At 27.0% G+C, this 15,815-nt stretch carries 17 protein-coding genes and 1 riboswitch; of the genes, 15 read left to right on the top strand and 2 right to left on the bottom strand.

The genetic code is table 11. The features are described 5' to 3' along the window. Window positions 1-13 precede the first annotated feature (13 nt). The 8 genes from HCG70_RS08070 (at window position 14) to HCG70_RS08035 (ending at window position 7,610) form a co-directional block, all read left to right on the top strand. On the top strand, window positions 14-1,351 hold the full coding sequence (locus tag HCG70_RS08070; RefSeq protein ID WP_221697675.1) for an MATE family efflux transporter: 1,338 nt from the start codon (window positions 14-16) through the stop codon (window positions 1,349-1,351). Between the two features lie 134 nt (window positions 1,352-1,485). Further along, window positions 1,486-2,385 (top strand): D-alanine--D-alanine ligase, encoded by a 900-nt coding sequence (locus HCG70_RS08065; protein WP_055292130.1) that lies wholly within the window; start codon window positions 1,486-1,488, stop codon window positions 2,383-2,385. Between the two features lie 13 nt (window positions 2,386-2,398). Further along, window positions 2,399-3,844 (top strand): PLP-dependent aminotransferase family protein, encoded by a 1,446-nt coding sequence (locus HCG70_RS08060; protein ID WP_154820538.1) that lies wholly within the window; start codon window positions 2,399-2,401, stop codon window positions 3,842-3,844. Between the two features lie 31 nt (window positions 3,845-3,875). Continuing rightward, window positions 3,876-4,376 carry a flavodoxin family protein gene (locus HCG70_RS08055; protein WP_221697674.1) on the top strand — a complete coding sequence of 167 codons (501 nt, stop codon included), beginning with the start codon at window positions 3,876-3,878 and terminating at the stop codon, window positions 4,374-4,376. Next, a complete protein-coding gene (locus tag HCG70_RS08050; RefSeq protein WP_055277129.1) occupies window positions 4,376-5,017 on the top strand; it encodes a hypothetical protein in 642 nt (213 codons plus the stop codon). The genes HCG70_RS08055 and HCG70_RS08050 overlap by 1 nt, the downstream gene beginning before the upstream one ends. 127 nt (window positions 5,018-5,144) lie before the next feature. After that, window positions 5,145-6,491 (top strand): MATE family efflux transporter, encoded by a 1,347-nt coding sequence (locus tag HCG70_RS08045; RefSeq protein WP_042395193.1) that lies wholly within the window; start codon window positions 5,145-5,147, stop codon window positions 6,489-6,491. Window positions 6,492-6,729: 238 nt separating this feature from the next. Continuing rightward, entirely contained in the window at window positions 6,730-7,053 is a 324-nt protein-coding gene (locus HCG70_RS08040; RefSeq protein ID WP_042394920.1) for a hypothetical protein, read from the top strand. A 200-nt stretch (window positions 7,054-7,253) separates the two neighbouring features. Further along, window positions 7,254-7,610, top strand: coding sequence for a hypothetical protein (locus tag HCG70_RS08035; protein ID WP_042394917.1), 357 nt, complete (start codon window positions 7,254-7,256; stop codon window positions 7,608-7,610). Between the two features lie 231 nt (window positions 7,611-7,841). On the opposite strand, the gene HCG70_RS08030 is transcribed toward HCG70_RS08035, so the two are convergent. Together HCG70_RS08030 and HCG70_RS08025 are read right to left on the bottom strand one after the other, a co-directional pair. Then, window positions 7,842-8,489: an HAD family hydrolase gene (locus tag HCG70_RS08030; protein WP_042394915.1), complete on the bottom strand. Its 648-nt coding sequence runs from the start codon at window positions 8,487-8,489 to the stop codon at window positions 7,842-7,844. Between the two features lie 19 nt (window positions 8,490-8,508). Next, complete coding sequence (locus HCG70_RS08025; protein ID WP_221697673.1) at window positions 8,509-9,366, bottom strand: choline/ethanolamine kinase family protein; 858 nt, start codon at window positions 9,364-9,366, stop codon at window positions 8,509-8,511. 113 nt (window positions 9,367-9,479) lie between these two features. Here HCG70_RS08025 and cobT point away from each other — a divergent pair, with 113 nt between their 5' ends. The 7 genes from cobT to cobD all read left to right on the top strand — a co-directional run bounded on the left by cobT (window position 9,480) and on the right by cobD (window position 15,335). Next, window positions 9,480-10,580 carry a nicotinate-nucleotide--dimethylbenzimidazole phosphoribosyltransferase gene (gene cobT / locus HCG70_RS08020; protein WP_221697672.1) on the top strand — a complete coding sequence of 367 codons (1,101 nt, stop codon included), beginning with the start codon at window positions 9,480-9,482 and terminating at the stop codon, window positions 10,578-10,580. Between the two features lie 8 nt (window positions 10,581-10,588). Then, a complete protein-coding gene (locus HCG70_RS08015; RefSeq protein WP_055277138.1) occupies window positions 10,589-11,173 on the top strand; it encodes a bifunctional adenosylcobinamide kinase/adenosylcobinamide-phosphate guanylyltransferase in 585 nt (194 codons plus the stop codon). A gap of 31 nt (window positions 11,174-11,204) precedes the next feature. Further along, complete coding sequence (locus HCG70_RS08010) at window positions 11,205-11,990, top strand: adenosylcobinamide-GDP ribazoletransferase (RefSeq protein ID WP_042394906.1); 786 nt, start codon at window positions 11,205-11,207, stop codon at window positions 11,988-11,990. A 46-nt stretch (window positions 11,991-12,036) separates the two neighbouring features. Then, window positions 12,037-12,414 (top strand): bifunctional adenosylcobinamide kinase/adenosylcobinamide-phosphate guanylyltransferase, encoded by a 378-nt coding sequence (locus HCG70_RS08005; protein WP_042394904.1) that lies wholly within the window; start codon window positions 12,037-12,039, stop codon window positions 12,412-12,414. Window positions 12,415-12,679: 265 nt separating this feature from the next. After that, window positions 12,680-13,282, top strand: coding sequence for a histidine phosphatase family protein (locus HCG70_RS08000; RefSeq protein WP_042394899.1), 603 nt, complete (start codon window positions 12,680-12,682; stop codon window positions 13,280-13,282). Window positions 13,283-13,301: 19 nt separating this feature from the next. Continuing rightward, complete coding sequence (gene cbiB, locus HCG70_RS07995) at window positions 13,302-14,249, top strand: adenosylcobinamide-phosphate synthase CbiB (protein WP_042394895.1); 948 nt, start codon at window positions 13,302-13,304, stop codon at window positions 14,247-14,249. A 12-nt stretch (window positions 14,250-14,261) separates the two neighbouring features. Then, entirely contained in the window at window positions 14,262-15,335 is a 1,074-nt protein-coding gene (gene cobD / locus HCG70_RS07990) for a threonine-phosphate decarboxylase CobD (protein ID WP_042394893.1), read from the top strand. Window positions 15,336-15,359: 24 nt separating this feature from the next. Then, a riboswitch (cobalamin riboswitch) is annotated at window positions 15,360-15,541 on the top strand. Window positions 15,542-15,815 lie beyond the last annotated feature (274 nt).

Genomic DNA, 15,815 nt, shown 5'->3' with positions numbered 1-15,815 from the left:
GGAAGTGAGTACTATGGATTTATCATTAGGAAAAGAAAATATAGGGAAGCTATTTGTAAAATATTCAATACCATCGGTTATTGCTATGATAGTATTTTCAGTATATATAGTTGTAGATGGCATATTTGTTGGAAATGTAGTAGGTTCTAAAGGATTGTCAGCAGTTAATATAGCAATGCCGTTCTTCGGAGTAGCAATGGCAATTGGGATAATGGTTGCTATTGGGGGAGGGACTATTACTAGTATTGAGCTTGGTAAAGAAAATAAAAAAGAAGCAAGAAAGACTTTTAGCTTAGCATTTTACACACTAACAGTGATAACATTATTTTTATCGGTGTTTACCATTATTTTTGCACCGACTATAGCAAAAATTTTGGGGGCTAGTGATGATTTGGTGCCATTAGTTGTACAATATTTACGAGCATTATGTTTATTTTTGACTACATTTGTAGGGAGTTCTTATTTAAGTAGTGGACTTAGAGTTATGGGAAAACCAAATCATGCTATGATAGCAGATATTATTAGTTCACTACTAAATATACTATTAGATTATATATTTATAGTGAAGTTTGGTTTAGGATTAGTTGGTGCAGGCATAGCATCAGGAATTGCATTTACAATTGGATTTTTATTTGCTTTAAGTCACTATTTAAAAAAGGACTCTATATTAAAATTTTGCAAAGTTGAATTTGATTTTAAGAAAATAGTAAGAATATTTTATAATGGATCATCAGAAGGTATAACACAGTTTGCAGTTGCTTTTTCAACTTTTATATTTAATATTGTATTAATGATTAGAATTGGAGAAATGGGTGTATCTGCTTTTTCAATAATTCTCTATATAGCTTCTTTAGTCATAGCTATATTTTCAGGAATATGTAATGGGATTAGCCCTATAATTAGTTTTAATTATGGTGCAAATAATAAAGATCGAATAAATAAAATTTTAAAAATAGCAATATCAACAATAATCATAATTGGAATTTCAAGTACTATACTTATGATATTTGGAGGAGAAACTCTTATTAAAATGTTTAGTAAAGGTGATGCGGAATTAATTAGAATTACTGCAGAAGCTACTAAATTATATTCTGTTGCTTTTGTTTTTAATGGGTTAAATATTTTGACATCAGCTTACTTTACAGCACTTGAGGATGCAAAGACATCAGCTATTATATCCGTATTAAGAGGAGTAATTTTAATATTAATATTTATAATAATTCTACCTATAATTTTGGGGGATATTGGAATATGGTTAACTGTTCCAGCAAGTGAATTGGTAACAGTATTTATAGCTATTAATTATATGAAGAAAGCAGATTTGAAAATTCAGAAAATGAAAATAGCATAATTATCATAGTTGAAAGTTGAATATAATCATAAAAAAGTACCACAGGTTAATGAATTTAGTGTTAATGTGGTGCTTTTTTATTTTATATATAATTAATAAAATAAAGTAAAGATTAAAAATTAGGAGTGATATTGATGAAAATTGGGGTAATAATGGGTGGAGTATCATCAGAAAGAGAAATAAGTTTGAAATCAGGGGAACAAGTAATAAAACATTTAAATAAAGATAAATATGAAAAAATAATTCCTATAACAATAAATTCAAAGCAAGAGGTTATAGAAAAAATAAAGGGAATTGATTTTGCTTTTATTGCTCTACATGGAAAATTTGGAGAAGATGGAACTATCCAAGGTGCTCTTGAAACTATGGGAATACCATATAGTGGATGTAAGGTGTTGCCAAGTGCTATATGTATGAATAAAGGATTAACTAAAAGTCTAGTAAAAACTGTTGATGTTGATACTGCAAAATGGATTATAGTTAAATCTGTTGAAGAAATAGATTATAAAAAAATAAAAGAATTACAGTATCCTGTATTTATTAAACCTAATAAAGGTGGTTCAAGTGTTGCTACTTTCTTTATTAGAAATGAAAATGAAGTAGAAGAAGCAGTAAGAGAAGGATTAAAGTATGATAATGAAGTAATGATAGAAGAGTATATAAATGGCGAAGAGATAACTTCATTTGTATTAAATGGAGAAGTTTTTCCTACGGTTATGATAAAATCACAAAATGGTGAATTCTTTGATTATAAATCTAAATATGAGGAAAATGGAGCAAAAGAAGAAGTAGTTTTACTAGAAGAAAAGCTACAAGAGAAAATTAATAATATATCAAAGAAAGTTTGGGATATTTTGGGTTGCAATAGTTATGCACGAATTGATATGATAATAAGAGATGAAGTACCTTATTTACTAGAAGTAAATACTCTTCCAGGAATGACAACTCAAAGTCTTATTCCTAAAAGTGCAAAGGTGCGAGGATTAGAATTTAGTGACCTATTAGATAAGATAATAGAGTATTCACTATTTTAGGAGTTGAAAGTTAATGATATTTTCTAAAATTGATTTTAATGATGAAGAACCGTTATATGTACAAATAGAAAATTATATAAAGAACATGATTACTAGTAATCTTCTTGTTTCAAATGGAAAGCTCCCTGCTACCAGGGAGCTTTCTAAATTACTTGGTGTTAGTAGAAACTCTGTAATAACTGCATATGAAAATCTTGAAGAGGAAGGTATTTTATATACAGTAAAAGGAAGGGGGACCTTTGTTTCGCAGGTTAAATCAGTAAATGAAGATGGATGGAAAGTCGCTTGGAGTCAGAGAGCTAATGATTATGGGAAACTTGCAGAAAAATTAGATATTGTAAAAAGTGAAATACCTTGGGAGAAAAACTTAATATCTTTCAAAAGCATCTCACCTGATGGTGAATTATTTGATATGGAAGAGTTTAAAAAAGCATTTCTAAATAGAATTTCAATAGAAGGGCATAAAATATTAAATTATGGATATGCAAAGGGGTATAAGCCACTTATTGAATATTTTTTAAAGTACATGGAGGCAAAGGGAGTAGATACAACAAGCAAAGATATTATAATTACTAATGGATTTACAGAAGGGCTTGAAATGCTTCTAACTGCTTATACAAATAAAGGTGATAAAATTATTTGCGAAAATCCAACACATAATACAGCTATTAAAATTATGAAAGTTCATGGATTAGATGTTATAGGAGTTCCTATGACTGAAGATGGAATAGATCTTAATGAATTAGAAGAAAGCTTAAAAAATAATGATATAAAGTTCGGATATTTAATTCCTTCATATCATAATCCAACAGGAATTGTAATGAAGGGTGAAAAAAGATATTCTGTTTATAATTTATTCAAAAAGTATAATGTTCCTATAATTGAGGATGGATTTAATGAAGAACTTTTATATAATAGTACGCATGTATCTCCAATTGCTGCTCTTGATAATGGGGGAAGTGGTGTTATTTATATTGGGAGTTTTTCAAAAATATTATTTCCAGGAATAAGAGTAGGATGGATCCTTGCAGATAAAAATGTTATTGATATATTAGAAAGTGTAAAAAGGTGTAAAAATATTCATACATCATTTTTAGATCAAGGTATATTATATGAATATTTACGTTCAGGATCATTTGAAAGGCAAATTAAAAAAGTAAGAAAAGTATATAAGGAAAAATATGAGCTTGCTGTAGAATGTATTAATAAATACATTAATCCAACATTTATATGGGGTGAAGGCGGATTGCATATTTATATTGGAATAGAAGGAGTAGATTCTAGAAAGCTTTTAGATGAGTGTTATAAAAAGGGAGTTATATTTACTCCGGGCGATATATTTTCAGTTGATTATAGTTGTAAAAATACTTTAAGGCTAGGACTTTCTAGATTATCACTTAATGAAATAAAAGAAGGAATTAAGATTATTGGAGAAGTAAGTAAGGAATTACGAAAATAGTTTATTATTAAAAAGAGTGAGGATAAAAAATATGAAGTTAATAATTCATGATTTAAGTAAAGAAGATTTTAATAATATTTCAGAGAATTTAAATGAAGAGGATATTATAATTTGTAAAGGAAAAAGAATAAACAAGTGTATTAGGTGTTTTGGCTTTTGGATAAAAACTCCAGGAGAATGTGTTATAAAAGATGATTATAATAAAATGGGAGAAAAAATTGCTAGTTGTGATGAACTTATAATAATAAGTGAATGTAAGTATGGAATGTATAGTCCATTTATTAAAAATATACTTGATCGTAGTATAGGATATATACATCCTTATTTTACAATAAGAAATAATGAAATTCACCATAAAAGTAGGTATAAAAAGCAAATAAATATGAGAGTGTATTTTTATGGTGATAATATATCTCATGAAGAAAAGGAAATGGCTCAAGAATTAGTTAAAGGAAATGGCATAAATTTAAATACTAAAACTAGTGATACTATTTTTGTAAAAAATATATTGACAATAGGAGGTACTTTGTAATGAAAATAATGATGATAGATGGTAGTCCAAAGGTATCTAAAAGTAACTCTGAATATTTTCTAAATATATTAAGTGATTTTATTGAAAGCAAAGATATAGTTAAATATAAATTATCTAAAAAAGTAGATTATGAAGATATTATAAAGGAGATTAATACTATTGATACATTAGTATTTGCATTTCCATTATATGTAGATTCATTACCTTCTCATGTTTTAGAATTTTTGATTATGCTAGAAGAGAATTTTAAAGATAATCTAAAAGGAGTTAATGTATATGTTATTGCCAACTGCGGCTTTTATGAAGGTAAGCAAAATAAAATAGCACTTAATATAATGAAATGTTGGTGTAAAAAGATGAATATAAAATGGGCACAAGGAATTGGTATAGGGGCTGGAGAAATGATGGGAGGATTAAGGAATGTACCTATGGGTAAAGGTCCCAATACTAATTTAGGATTAGCATTAGATAATTTGGCTAAAAATATAAATGAAAATAAAAGTGGGGATGATATATTTACAACACCAAGTATGTTTCCAAGGTTTGCATTTAGACTTGCAGCAAATAGATTTTGGATAAGTAAAGCTAATAGAAATGGATTAAAGAAGCGAGATCTAAATAAGTGTATAGTAAAACAATAATAATATATAAGAGGTAAGGAAACTAGTCTTACCTCTTAAAATTTGTTTTGCAAAAGTATAATAAAGATGATATTCTATTTAATTGTGAAATAAGATGTTAGGGGGAGATGAGTGGATGAAAAACAATATGACAAATGATATGACTAAAGGTAATCCAACAAAATTAATCTTACTATTTTCAATACCTTTATTAATAGGAAATATATTTCAACAGTTTTATAGTATGGTTGATACTATAATAGTTGGTAGATTTGTTGGAGTAGATGCATTAGCAGCTGTTGGAGCAACTAGTTCAATGGTATTCTTAGTTAATGGATTTGCAACTGGATTATCTAGTGGGTTTGCAGTATTAGTTTCTCAGAGGTTTGGAGCTAAAGATGAAAAAGGCTTACGTAAAGCGGTTGCAAGTGCCATTACATTAACTGTAATTTCAGTAGTGGTAATTACAATAGTTAGCTTATTAGGAGCTATGCCTTTATTAAAATTAATGAATACACCTGAAAATATTATAGGTGATGCATATTTATATATAAAAATAATTTATGCAGGAGTTGTAGCAACGGTTGCATATAACTTAATTGCAAGTATATTAAGAGCATTAGGAGATAGTAAAACACCGTTATATTTCTTAATAGTTTCTTCAGTATTAAATGTAATTTTAGATTTAGTATTTATAATTAACTTTAATATGGGAGTTGCAGGTGCTGCATATGCAACAATTATTTCTCAAGGTGTATCGGCAATACTTTGTCTAATATATACATATAAGAGATTTACTATTTTAAGACTTAAGAAAGAAGATTTTAAAGTTAAGAAAAGATACTATCATAAACATTTAAAAATAGGAATTCCAATGGCGCTTCAATTTTCAATAACTGCAATTGGTATAATGACAGTACAAGGAGCATTAAATGTATTTGGTTCTACTATTATTGCTTCATATACTGCAGCTTCGAAAGCACTTCAACTTGTTATGCAGCCGGCAATTACTTTTGGTGTAACTATGGCTACGTATTGTGGTCAAAATCTTGGTGCTAAGGAGTATAATCGTATAAGAGAAGGCGTAAAGGCATGTACTAAAATTTCTATTATTACTAGTATTATTGCGGGAGCAGTATTAATATTCCTTGGTAAATATTTTGTTATGATGTTTATAAGTAATCCAGATGCAGAAATACTAAAATATGCTCAACAAGTGCTTGATATATCAGCAATATTCTTTATACCTCTTGGATTAATATTTATATATAGAAATGCACTTCAAGGAATAGGGGATTCATTCGTTCCAATGATGGCAGGAGCATATGAGCTTATTGCAAGAGCTGTAGTAGCATTTACATTACCAAGATATATAGAGTTTTTAGGAATATGCTTAGCGGATCCAGTAGCTTGGCTTGCAGCGGCAATTCCATTAGGTATAACTTATTTTAAGAGAATAAATCATTTATTAAAGCATGGAACTATAAAAGTTTAATATGTAGTTAAAAAATGTTACAATACTTTATTTAGTGTTGTGACATTTTTTTTATTAATTTATCACATATTATTATGATTAGGTATTTAATAAATATAAATTTATCTAAAAGGAGTTTTTAAGCGAAGGAGAATATACATAAGTAATGAGTTTAGGTTAAATTATATAAAATTGTAGCAATCTCTATGTTTTTAGCGTATTATGAAGCGTTAGATAACTTTTTGAGAGGAAAAGAAAATTGAGTACATTTGGATCAACATCTAATTTAAACGATATATTAAATGACTTAAATGATGGTGAGTTAGAAGAACTTTGTGAAAATTATTGCGGTAGCAATAGCGATACAGAAGGAACAAATGAATTTTTGGCTTGTCAATTATTAAATTTACTACAGTGTTATGGACAAAGATTTATGAATTTAGTATTATTTCTAATATTCTTATATGCTTGGAATAACCAAATGACTAATTGTTATTTTATGAACTCAAATTGTCAACTAACAAATGCTATCAGTGATTTGTTAGAAGATTGTTTGGACAAAAATTGTAATAATAAGAAGTAGTAAGAGAAAGAATAGCAGAAATGTTATTCTTTTTTGATGAGTAATAATACATAGTAATATAAAATGTATTTCAATAATAATTTGTAACATTAATGTAATTTATACTTAGAGGTTTGATTATATATTTAATAAGGAGTTAAAATTTTAAGGTTTAGTTTAAGAATATAATTTGGAAAATATAATTTATTAGGGGTGGGAATTTGGCAAAACATGATTTTGGAATCATTGAAAGATTTGAAGATGATAAATTGTATAGTGATTATGAACCTGAAAAGTATAATTGTATTTCTGTTAGTGATGATTTAATAGAAGAAATGATAACAGAATACTTGGAGGAATTGGGAAATTTAAAAACTTATTTTCATATGAAAAAACATCCTGCACTAGGACTAGATTATTGTGGAACTACAATTATACCACCAGGTTCATTAAAAGAATTTAGAAAAATAATTACTACTGCAAATAAGCAATTTAAATCAAATGAACTTGAAAAATTAATTATAAAAATTAATCTTGCAATAAAACAAAATAAGCATTTAATTCATTATGGTATATGATAATAAAGGAGATTTAGAAATAGATTTCCTTTATTTTTTTGCGATATTTTAAATATAAAATTCTAAAGCATAATTTAAAATATATTTTAAAAAAGATAAGCAGCAAAATAATTAATGAGTTAGAAGAAATAAGTAATGATATTTAAAGGTGTTTGGTAAGGAATAAAGTTATAAAATGAGATAATAAGAGAATTTGTTTTATACAAATTCTTTTATATTTTTAAATATATACTAAATTAATTTAAATATACAAGATAATAGTTCAGAGGAACTTTCTACTATGAAGTCAGCTCCTGATTCTTCTAATTCTCCATCTTCTGCATATCCAAATGTAACTCCAATACTTTTAATTCCTGCTTCTTTAGCTCCAATTATATCGTGCATGCGGTCTCCAATCATAATTGATTCATTAGGTATAGCATTTAGCTTATTAAGCACTTCAAGAATTACTTCAGATTTTTTTGATCTTGTTCCATCTAATTCACTTCCTAAAATTAAATCAAAATATTTATCTAAATTATACTTTTCACAAATAGGAATAGCAAAATGAGTTGGCTTACTAGTAGCAATAGCTAGTACAAATCCAGCTTCTTTTAATTTAGATAAAACTTCTTCAATACCTTCAATTGCACTATTTTCAAATAAACCAATAGTAGAATAACGTTCTCTATAATACTTTATTGCAAGCTCAGCCTTTTCTTTATCAAAGTCATAAAAGTCCATAAATGAATTTAATAAAGGTGGACCTATAAATTTAAGAAGATTTTCACAGTTTTCTTCAATTCCCAACTTGCTAAGAGCATATTGTACACTTTTAGTAATACCTTCTTTAGGATCAGTTATTGTTCCATCTAAATCAAATAATAAGTATTTTATCACAGTTTAAACCTCTCTTTTATTAAAAATTTCGTATAGAGTTATAATCGAGCAAATCATTAAATATCATTTTAGCACCAGCTAAATAATCATAGTCAGAACTAGAATCAGAAGATTTAAGCAATGACCAAGTGGCATTATAAAATTTCACTACGAAAAGGTAATCTAATAATTTTTCATAATGTTGTTCAGTATATTCATTAAAATATAGTTCTAATAAGTTTTTCCTAGATCTTTCATTAAAAAACCAAGATATTGTTGCTAAATCAAAAAATACATCACCCATAGAAGAGTATTCATAATCTACAAAATATATATTATCTTCAGTTAAAATAATATTTGAAGCATTTAGGTCATTATGGCAAAGACCTATTAAAGGATTTTTACTAAGCTTTACTTCTAGATTATTTAAATGGTTTAGTAGTGTATCTATAGATTTTGGTAAGGGAAGATTCAAATCATTGCATAGATTGATTCTTTTTCTTATATGATTAAAAGGGTTAAAATATTTTTGGCATTTTAAATTATGAAAACTGTTTAAAGCAACAGAAAGTTTATGTAGAAATTTAGTTGAAGAAAAATCATTTAAGGAGGGCATGGTACCATTAATCCAACTGCTAATCATATTACCAGTTTCAGTAGAAAAGTAATATAAATGTGGAGCTAAATTTATTTCTATAGCTTTATTTATTATTGATAATTCACTTTTTCTATCGGTATGTAAATAATTATGAGTGCAAATTTTTACAAAATAATTATTGTTATTATAAGAAACTTTATAATTTTCGCTACTAAGTCCGCCTATTTTTTTTATAGATGATATGTTTAATTTATTCCATTTCATTTCATTTTGTAAAAAGTTAATTATAGTATTGTTCATATTGTTCTCCTAAATGAAAAGTTGTTTAATATATGATTGTTGACATTTAAACAAATAATAAAGTATTATAACAAAAAAAGAGGATGTTTTAAATAAATAATTGGGGTGAAACAATGAGAAACGAAAAATTAGAGCTTAAAAAAATTATTAATGATATAACAGGATTAAATGAAGATGCTATAGAAGAAGCTAGGTTAAGAGTTAATTCGCTTGCAAAACCTTTAGGGAGCTTAGGTAAATTAGAGGATATAGCAATAAAGCTTGCTGGAATTACAGGTAAGATAAAAAATTCTATAAATAAAAAATGTATTATTATAATGTCATCAGACAATGGGGTTGTAGAAGAAGGAGTTGCTTCAGCACCTCAAAGTGTAACACTAGCACAAACAATTAACTTTTCAAGGGGAGTAACAGGAGTTGCTGTACTAGCTAAAGAAAATAATTGTGATTTAAAAGTTGTTGATATAGGAGTAAATACAGATATAAAAATTCCAGGGGCTATAGATAGGAAAATAAGAAAAGGAACTTATAACATAGTTAAGAGACAAGCTATGAGTTATGATGAATGTATAAGAGCAATAAATATAGGAATTGAAATGGCTAGGAGTGCTTATGAAGATGGATATAACATATTAGGTGTTGGAGAAATGGGTATAGGAAATACAACAACAAGTAGTTCTGTTCTTGTAAGCTTAACTGAATGTAGTATTGAAGAAGCTGTTGGTAAAGGCGCAGGAATAACGAAGGAGGCTTTTGAAAAGAAAAAATGGGTAGTATCAGAAGCGATTAAAGTTAATAATCCAGATAAAAAAGATCCAATTGATGTAGTTTCTAAAGTTGGAGGTTTTGATATAGCTGGAATGATGGGAGTGTTTTTAGGAGCGGCTTATTATAAAATACCTATAGTGATAGATGGATTTATATCGGTAGTTGCAGCATTAGCAGCAGTAAGAATAAATCCATTAGTTAAAGAGTATTTAATAACATCACACTGCTCTAAAGAAATAGGTTATAATATTGCAATGAAAGAATTGGAATTACAGCCAATGCTTGATTTAGATATGAGATTAGGGGAAGGTAGCGGGTGTCCTATAGCATTTTCGGTAATTGAATTTAGTTGTGCAATGATGAATAATATGGCAACATTTGATGAAGCTGAAATAAATGATGATTATTTAGATGAAGTTAGAGGAGAAGAAAACTATATAGTTTAGGAGATAAGATGATTGTTTTAGTAGTTGGTGGAGCTAAAAGTGGAAAATCCATGTTTGCGCAAAATTTATCAAAATCGTTAAATGAAAGCTTAAAAAATCCTATAAATGGCCAGTTAGATGGAGAGATAGAAAGGGAAGTAGGCAAATTATATTATGTTGCAACAATGAATCCATATGACTTAGAAGATTTAAAAAGAATAGAAAATCATTTAAGGGAAAGAGAAGGATATGGATTTAATACAATAGAAGAAACATTAAATATGAGCAAAGTTTCAAGTCTTATAAAAGAGGAAGATACTGTTTTAATAGATAGTATAACATCACTTGTTACAAACTATATGTTTAGAGGAAAAGAATTTTACAAAGATGTTAGTGATGATATTTTATCAGGAATATTAGAAATTATTAATAATTCTAAAAATGTAGTTATAGTATCAGACTATTTATTTAGTGATAGCATTCAATATGATTGTTATACAGAAAATTTCAGAAAAGAAATAGGAGTTGTAAATAGAAAACTAGCAAAGATAGCTGATACAGTAGTTGAATGTTCTTATGGAAATATAATTTACCATAAGGGTAAAGTTATATAATAGAGGCACAGCTAAATCCAAAGGAGGAAAAATGAAAAAATATTTTAAGGGATTTTTAATGGCAATAAGCATGTTTACTATTATTCCATTACCTAAATATGAATGGGATGATGAAGGTGGAAAAAATATAATGAAGTTTTATCCTGTTATAGGATTGATTGTAGGAGTAATTTGGTATGGAGTTTTTAGAATACTAAATTTATTAGGTGCCAGCATCATGGTAACTACTGCAGTTACGTTAATAACACCATTTATTTTAACTGGAATGCTTCATTTAGATGGATATATGGATGTTTGTGATGCACTTCTTTCTAGAAGAGATAAGCAAGAAAAGTTAAGAATATTAAAAGATCCTCATACTGGGGCATTTGCAGTTATATCTGTAATTATGTTATTTATACTAAACTTTTCTACACTTCATACAGTAATAAGTAATAATATTAATGAGAGTACTATTAATAATTTTAATGGTAGTTCTGTAGGATTAATTTTAATACCTATTATATCTAGAAGTTTAATGGGATATTTATTATTGTCAAAAGAATCCATGAAGGCAAGTTCATTAGGTGCATTTTTCAAACAAGGAACAGGAAAAGTAGATAAAGTAGTATTGCTATCTGGTTTAATAATAGCAAGCTTAATTTCAGTATTCATTTTTGGTATATATGGATTAATAATGATTTTAGGAATGATTTTAATAAGTGTCTTTTTAGTTAATAATGCAGCTAAGGAATTTGATGGAATGTCTGGAGATAGTGCTGGATATGGACTTGTTATTGCAGAAGCTATTGGAGTTTTAGTTTTAAGTTTTATTTAATATTATATATTCATAATAAAACAAATTTGGTTTTAAGGAGAAAATTATGATATTAGTTTTTGGTGGAGCATATAACGGGAAAAAAGATTTTATCAAAGAAAAGTTTAATATTAATGAGGAGGATATATTTTATTGTAGTGATGGTGAAATAGATTTTTCTAAAAAGGTTATTTGCGGACTTCATAAATTTACATATAATAATACATTAAAAAATAAAAGTTCACTTGAATATATAAAAGAAAATATAAATTTATTTAAAGATAAAATAATAATTTCTGATGAAATATCAAGTGGAATAGTTCCATTAAAAAAAGAAGATAGAATGTGGAGAGAAGAAACAGGAAGATGTCTTCAATATTTATCAAAAGAATCTTCCTGCGTATATAGAGTTTTTTGTGGTATATCAACAATAATTAAAAGTTAAGAATTAAGTTTATATGCTAAGTTTAGCCAACAAAATTATTTGTTGGTTTTTCTTTTTTTAAGATGGCCATACTGTAAGTAGCATATATGATACATCAAATTTTTCTGTAAGTAAATTAGAAGAATATTATGAAAATGCTATAAAAATTACTTGTAGTAATACTTAAAACAAGCATACTTAAATTTAATAATTAACAAAACTTAGTTGTAGAAAAGATTTAAAAATGATATTCTCGTAAGAGATAATTATAAGGAGAAAAAGATGTATGAAAAAGCTGAAGGTTTATTTAATTAGACATGGAAAAACAGAAGCTAATGAAAAGCATCTGTATTGTGGAAAGACTGATATATCATTAAGTGAAAGAGGAAAAAAAGAATTATATGATATTAAAAGTACAGTAAAGTATCCAGAGTGTATTAGTTTTTTTAGTAGCGGAGCAAAAAGAGCAAATGAAACATTAGAAATTTTATATCCAGAAAAAACATATAGCGAAATTAATGAATTTTGGGAGTATAACTTTGGAGATTTTGAAATGAAAAGTTATGATATGCTTAAAGAAAATAAAGAGTATATTAAGTGGATTACAGATAAAGATGGACAAGTATTATGTCCTAATGGAGAAAGTAAGAGTCAATATAAAAAAAGAATAAAAGAAGCATTTAATAGGTTTATAGATGGGTGTTATAAAGAGAACATGAGTGAAGTAGTTTTAGTTTCTCATGGGGGAACAATAGGAACTATACTAGAAATATTTTATGATAGCAGTAAAAGCTTTTATGAGTATCAACCGGAGTGTGGAAGAGGTTATGAAATTATTTTAGAAAAGATAGATAATAATATTAAATTTGAAGAGATAAACAAAATATAGTTATAGAAAGGTTAGAAAAATGATTGAAATAATATTAGGATTTTTATTAGATTTAATAGTAGGTGATCCACAAAATCCTATACATCCAATTAGAATAATAGGATCGTTATGTAAGACAGTGGAAAAGTTTTTTAGAAGTATATTAAAGAGATACTTAAAAGTCGCAGGCTTATTAACTTGGATACTTGTGGTTTTTATAGTATTTATATTTAATTATTTATTACTTAAAGTTACATATAGAATTAATCCAAGTGTAACAATGATATTAGGATCTGTAATGATTTATTTTTGTATATCAACAAAGGCTCTTAAGATTGAAGGTTTGAAAGTTGTTAAATATGTAATTAAGGATGATATTGAAGGAGCAAGAAAGCAGTTATCATATATAGTAGGAAGAGATACAAAGAATTTAGATAAAGAATCAATATTAAAAGCTGTTGTAGAAACAGTAGCTGAAAATATGTCAGATGGGGTTATAGCACCTCTTTTTTATGCAGGTATAGGAGGGGCTCCGTTAGCATTTCTATACAAAGCAGTAAATACTATGGATTCTATGTTTGGATATAAAAATGACAAATATATTGAATTTGGATATTTTCCAGCAAAACTTGATGATGTATTTAATTATATTCCTGCAAGGTTAAGTGGGTATTTTATTGTAGTAGTATCTTTTATTTTAGGTTTAGATTATAAAAATAGCTTTAAAATTTATAAAAGGGATAAAAATAATCACAGCAGCCCTAATAGTGCGCATCCAGAAGCTGCTGTGGCAGGAGCTTTAAATGTTCAATTAGGAGGTCCAAACTATTATTTTGGAAAGCTCGTGGAAAAACAAACTATAGGTGATGATAGAGAAAAAATAGATATTAATAAGGTAAATAACACAAACAATATATTATATTGTAGTGCTGTTTTAGGGTGTATTATGGCATTAATTATTAATTGGAGTATAAATGTTATTTTTTAAGGAGGAAAGGTTATGGCAGTTCATGGTGGAAATACTGAAGAAATTGCAAGAAAATATAAGTTAAATCCAAGTGAAATTATAGATTTTTCAGCCAATATAAATCCATTAGGGATAAGTGAAAATGTTAAAAAGGCAATGATAGATGCAATTGATAAAGTAGTTAAATATCCAGATATAACTTATTTTGATTTAAAGAACTCTATTGGAGAGTTTGAAAAAATAAATACAAGAAATATTACATTAGGGAATGGAGCTGCAGAAGTAATATTTAATATAGTACGCGCTTTGAAACCTAAAAAAGCATTATTGCCAGCTCCAACTTTCTCAGAGTATGAAGAAGCAATTTTAAGTATTGATGGTGAGATAGAATATTATAACTTAAAGGAATCTAAGAATTTTAATTTAGATAATGAATTTATAGGGAATATAAAAAATAATATAGATATAGTTTTTATTTGTAATCCCAATAATCCAACTGGAGTTTTGACAACAAATGAATTTATCAAAAAAGTATTAAATAAGTCAATACTTACAAATACAATAGTTGTTATTGATGAATCTTTTTTAGATTTTGTTAAAGATAATAAGGAATATTCAAGTAATAAATTATTAAATGATTATGAAAACCTAATAATTGTAAAATCATTAACTAAATTTTTTGCAATTCCAGGGGCTAGGATAGGGTATGGATTGTGTTCAAATAAGGAAATAATGGATAAAATAAATAAGATTTTAGTGCCGTGGAGTATAAACGTTATAGCAGCTGAAGGTATAACTAAAGGACTAACAGAAAAGCAGTATATTAAAAAAAGTATAGAATATATAGAAGATGAGAAAGAATATTTATATAGTGCTTTAAAGCAAATAAAATATTTATATGTTTTTGAACCAAGTGTGAATTTCATAATGTTTAAAATATTAACTAATTTAGATTTAAAAGGTGAATTGATTAAAAGAAAAATATTAGTTAGAAGCTGTGATAATTATATAGGACTAGATAATAGTTTTTATAGAGTTGCAGTAAGAACAAGAGAAGAAAATAATAAATTGATTGCTGAATTAAAGCATATTTTATTTGACAAATAAAATTCATAAAGATATAATCATTATGAATTTTAAACCATAATAGGTGTTTTTTTAAACTTAATAGGGAATTAGGTTGAAGTCCTAAACTACCCCAGTAACCGTAAGACTGACGAAATTCATGTATAGCCACTGTATAAAAATACGGGAAGGTATGGAGAGTAGGATGAAGTTAAGTCGGGAGACCTGCCTACTATGATGATAATATTATCTTCTGAGGGTGAGATAATAGATACGAATAATAGATAATATAATTAATATGATTTGTTTTTAGATTTTAAGTGTTAGAGAATAAACTTAATAAATTATAATATTAAGTTTATTTTATGAATATTTAATGTTAAGAAATATTAAGAAATTATCAAAGTTATTATGTATTTTAGAGCGCTCTCAAATATGAAAGCGCTTTTTTTAGTTAGAAAAAATTAATAGGGTTAAAATTAGTAAAAAATATATATGAAAAGCCTAATTAATATATTACTA

Source organism: Clostridium sp. K04 (genome assembly GCF_019734375.1).
Lineage (GTDB): Bacteria > Bacillota > Clostridia > Clostridiales > Clostridiaceae > Clostridium > Clostridium saudiense.
Note: the sequence above shows the minus strand (reverse complement) of the source record. Positions and strands in the feature narration are given on the sequence as shown.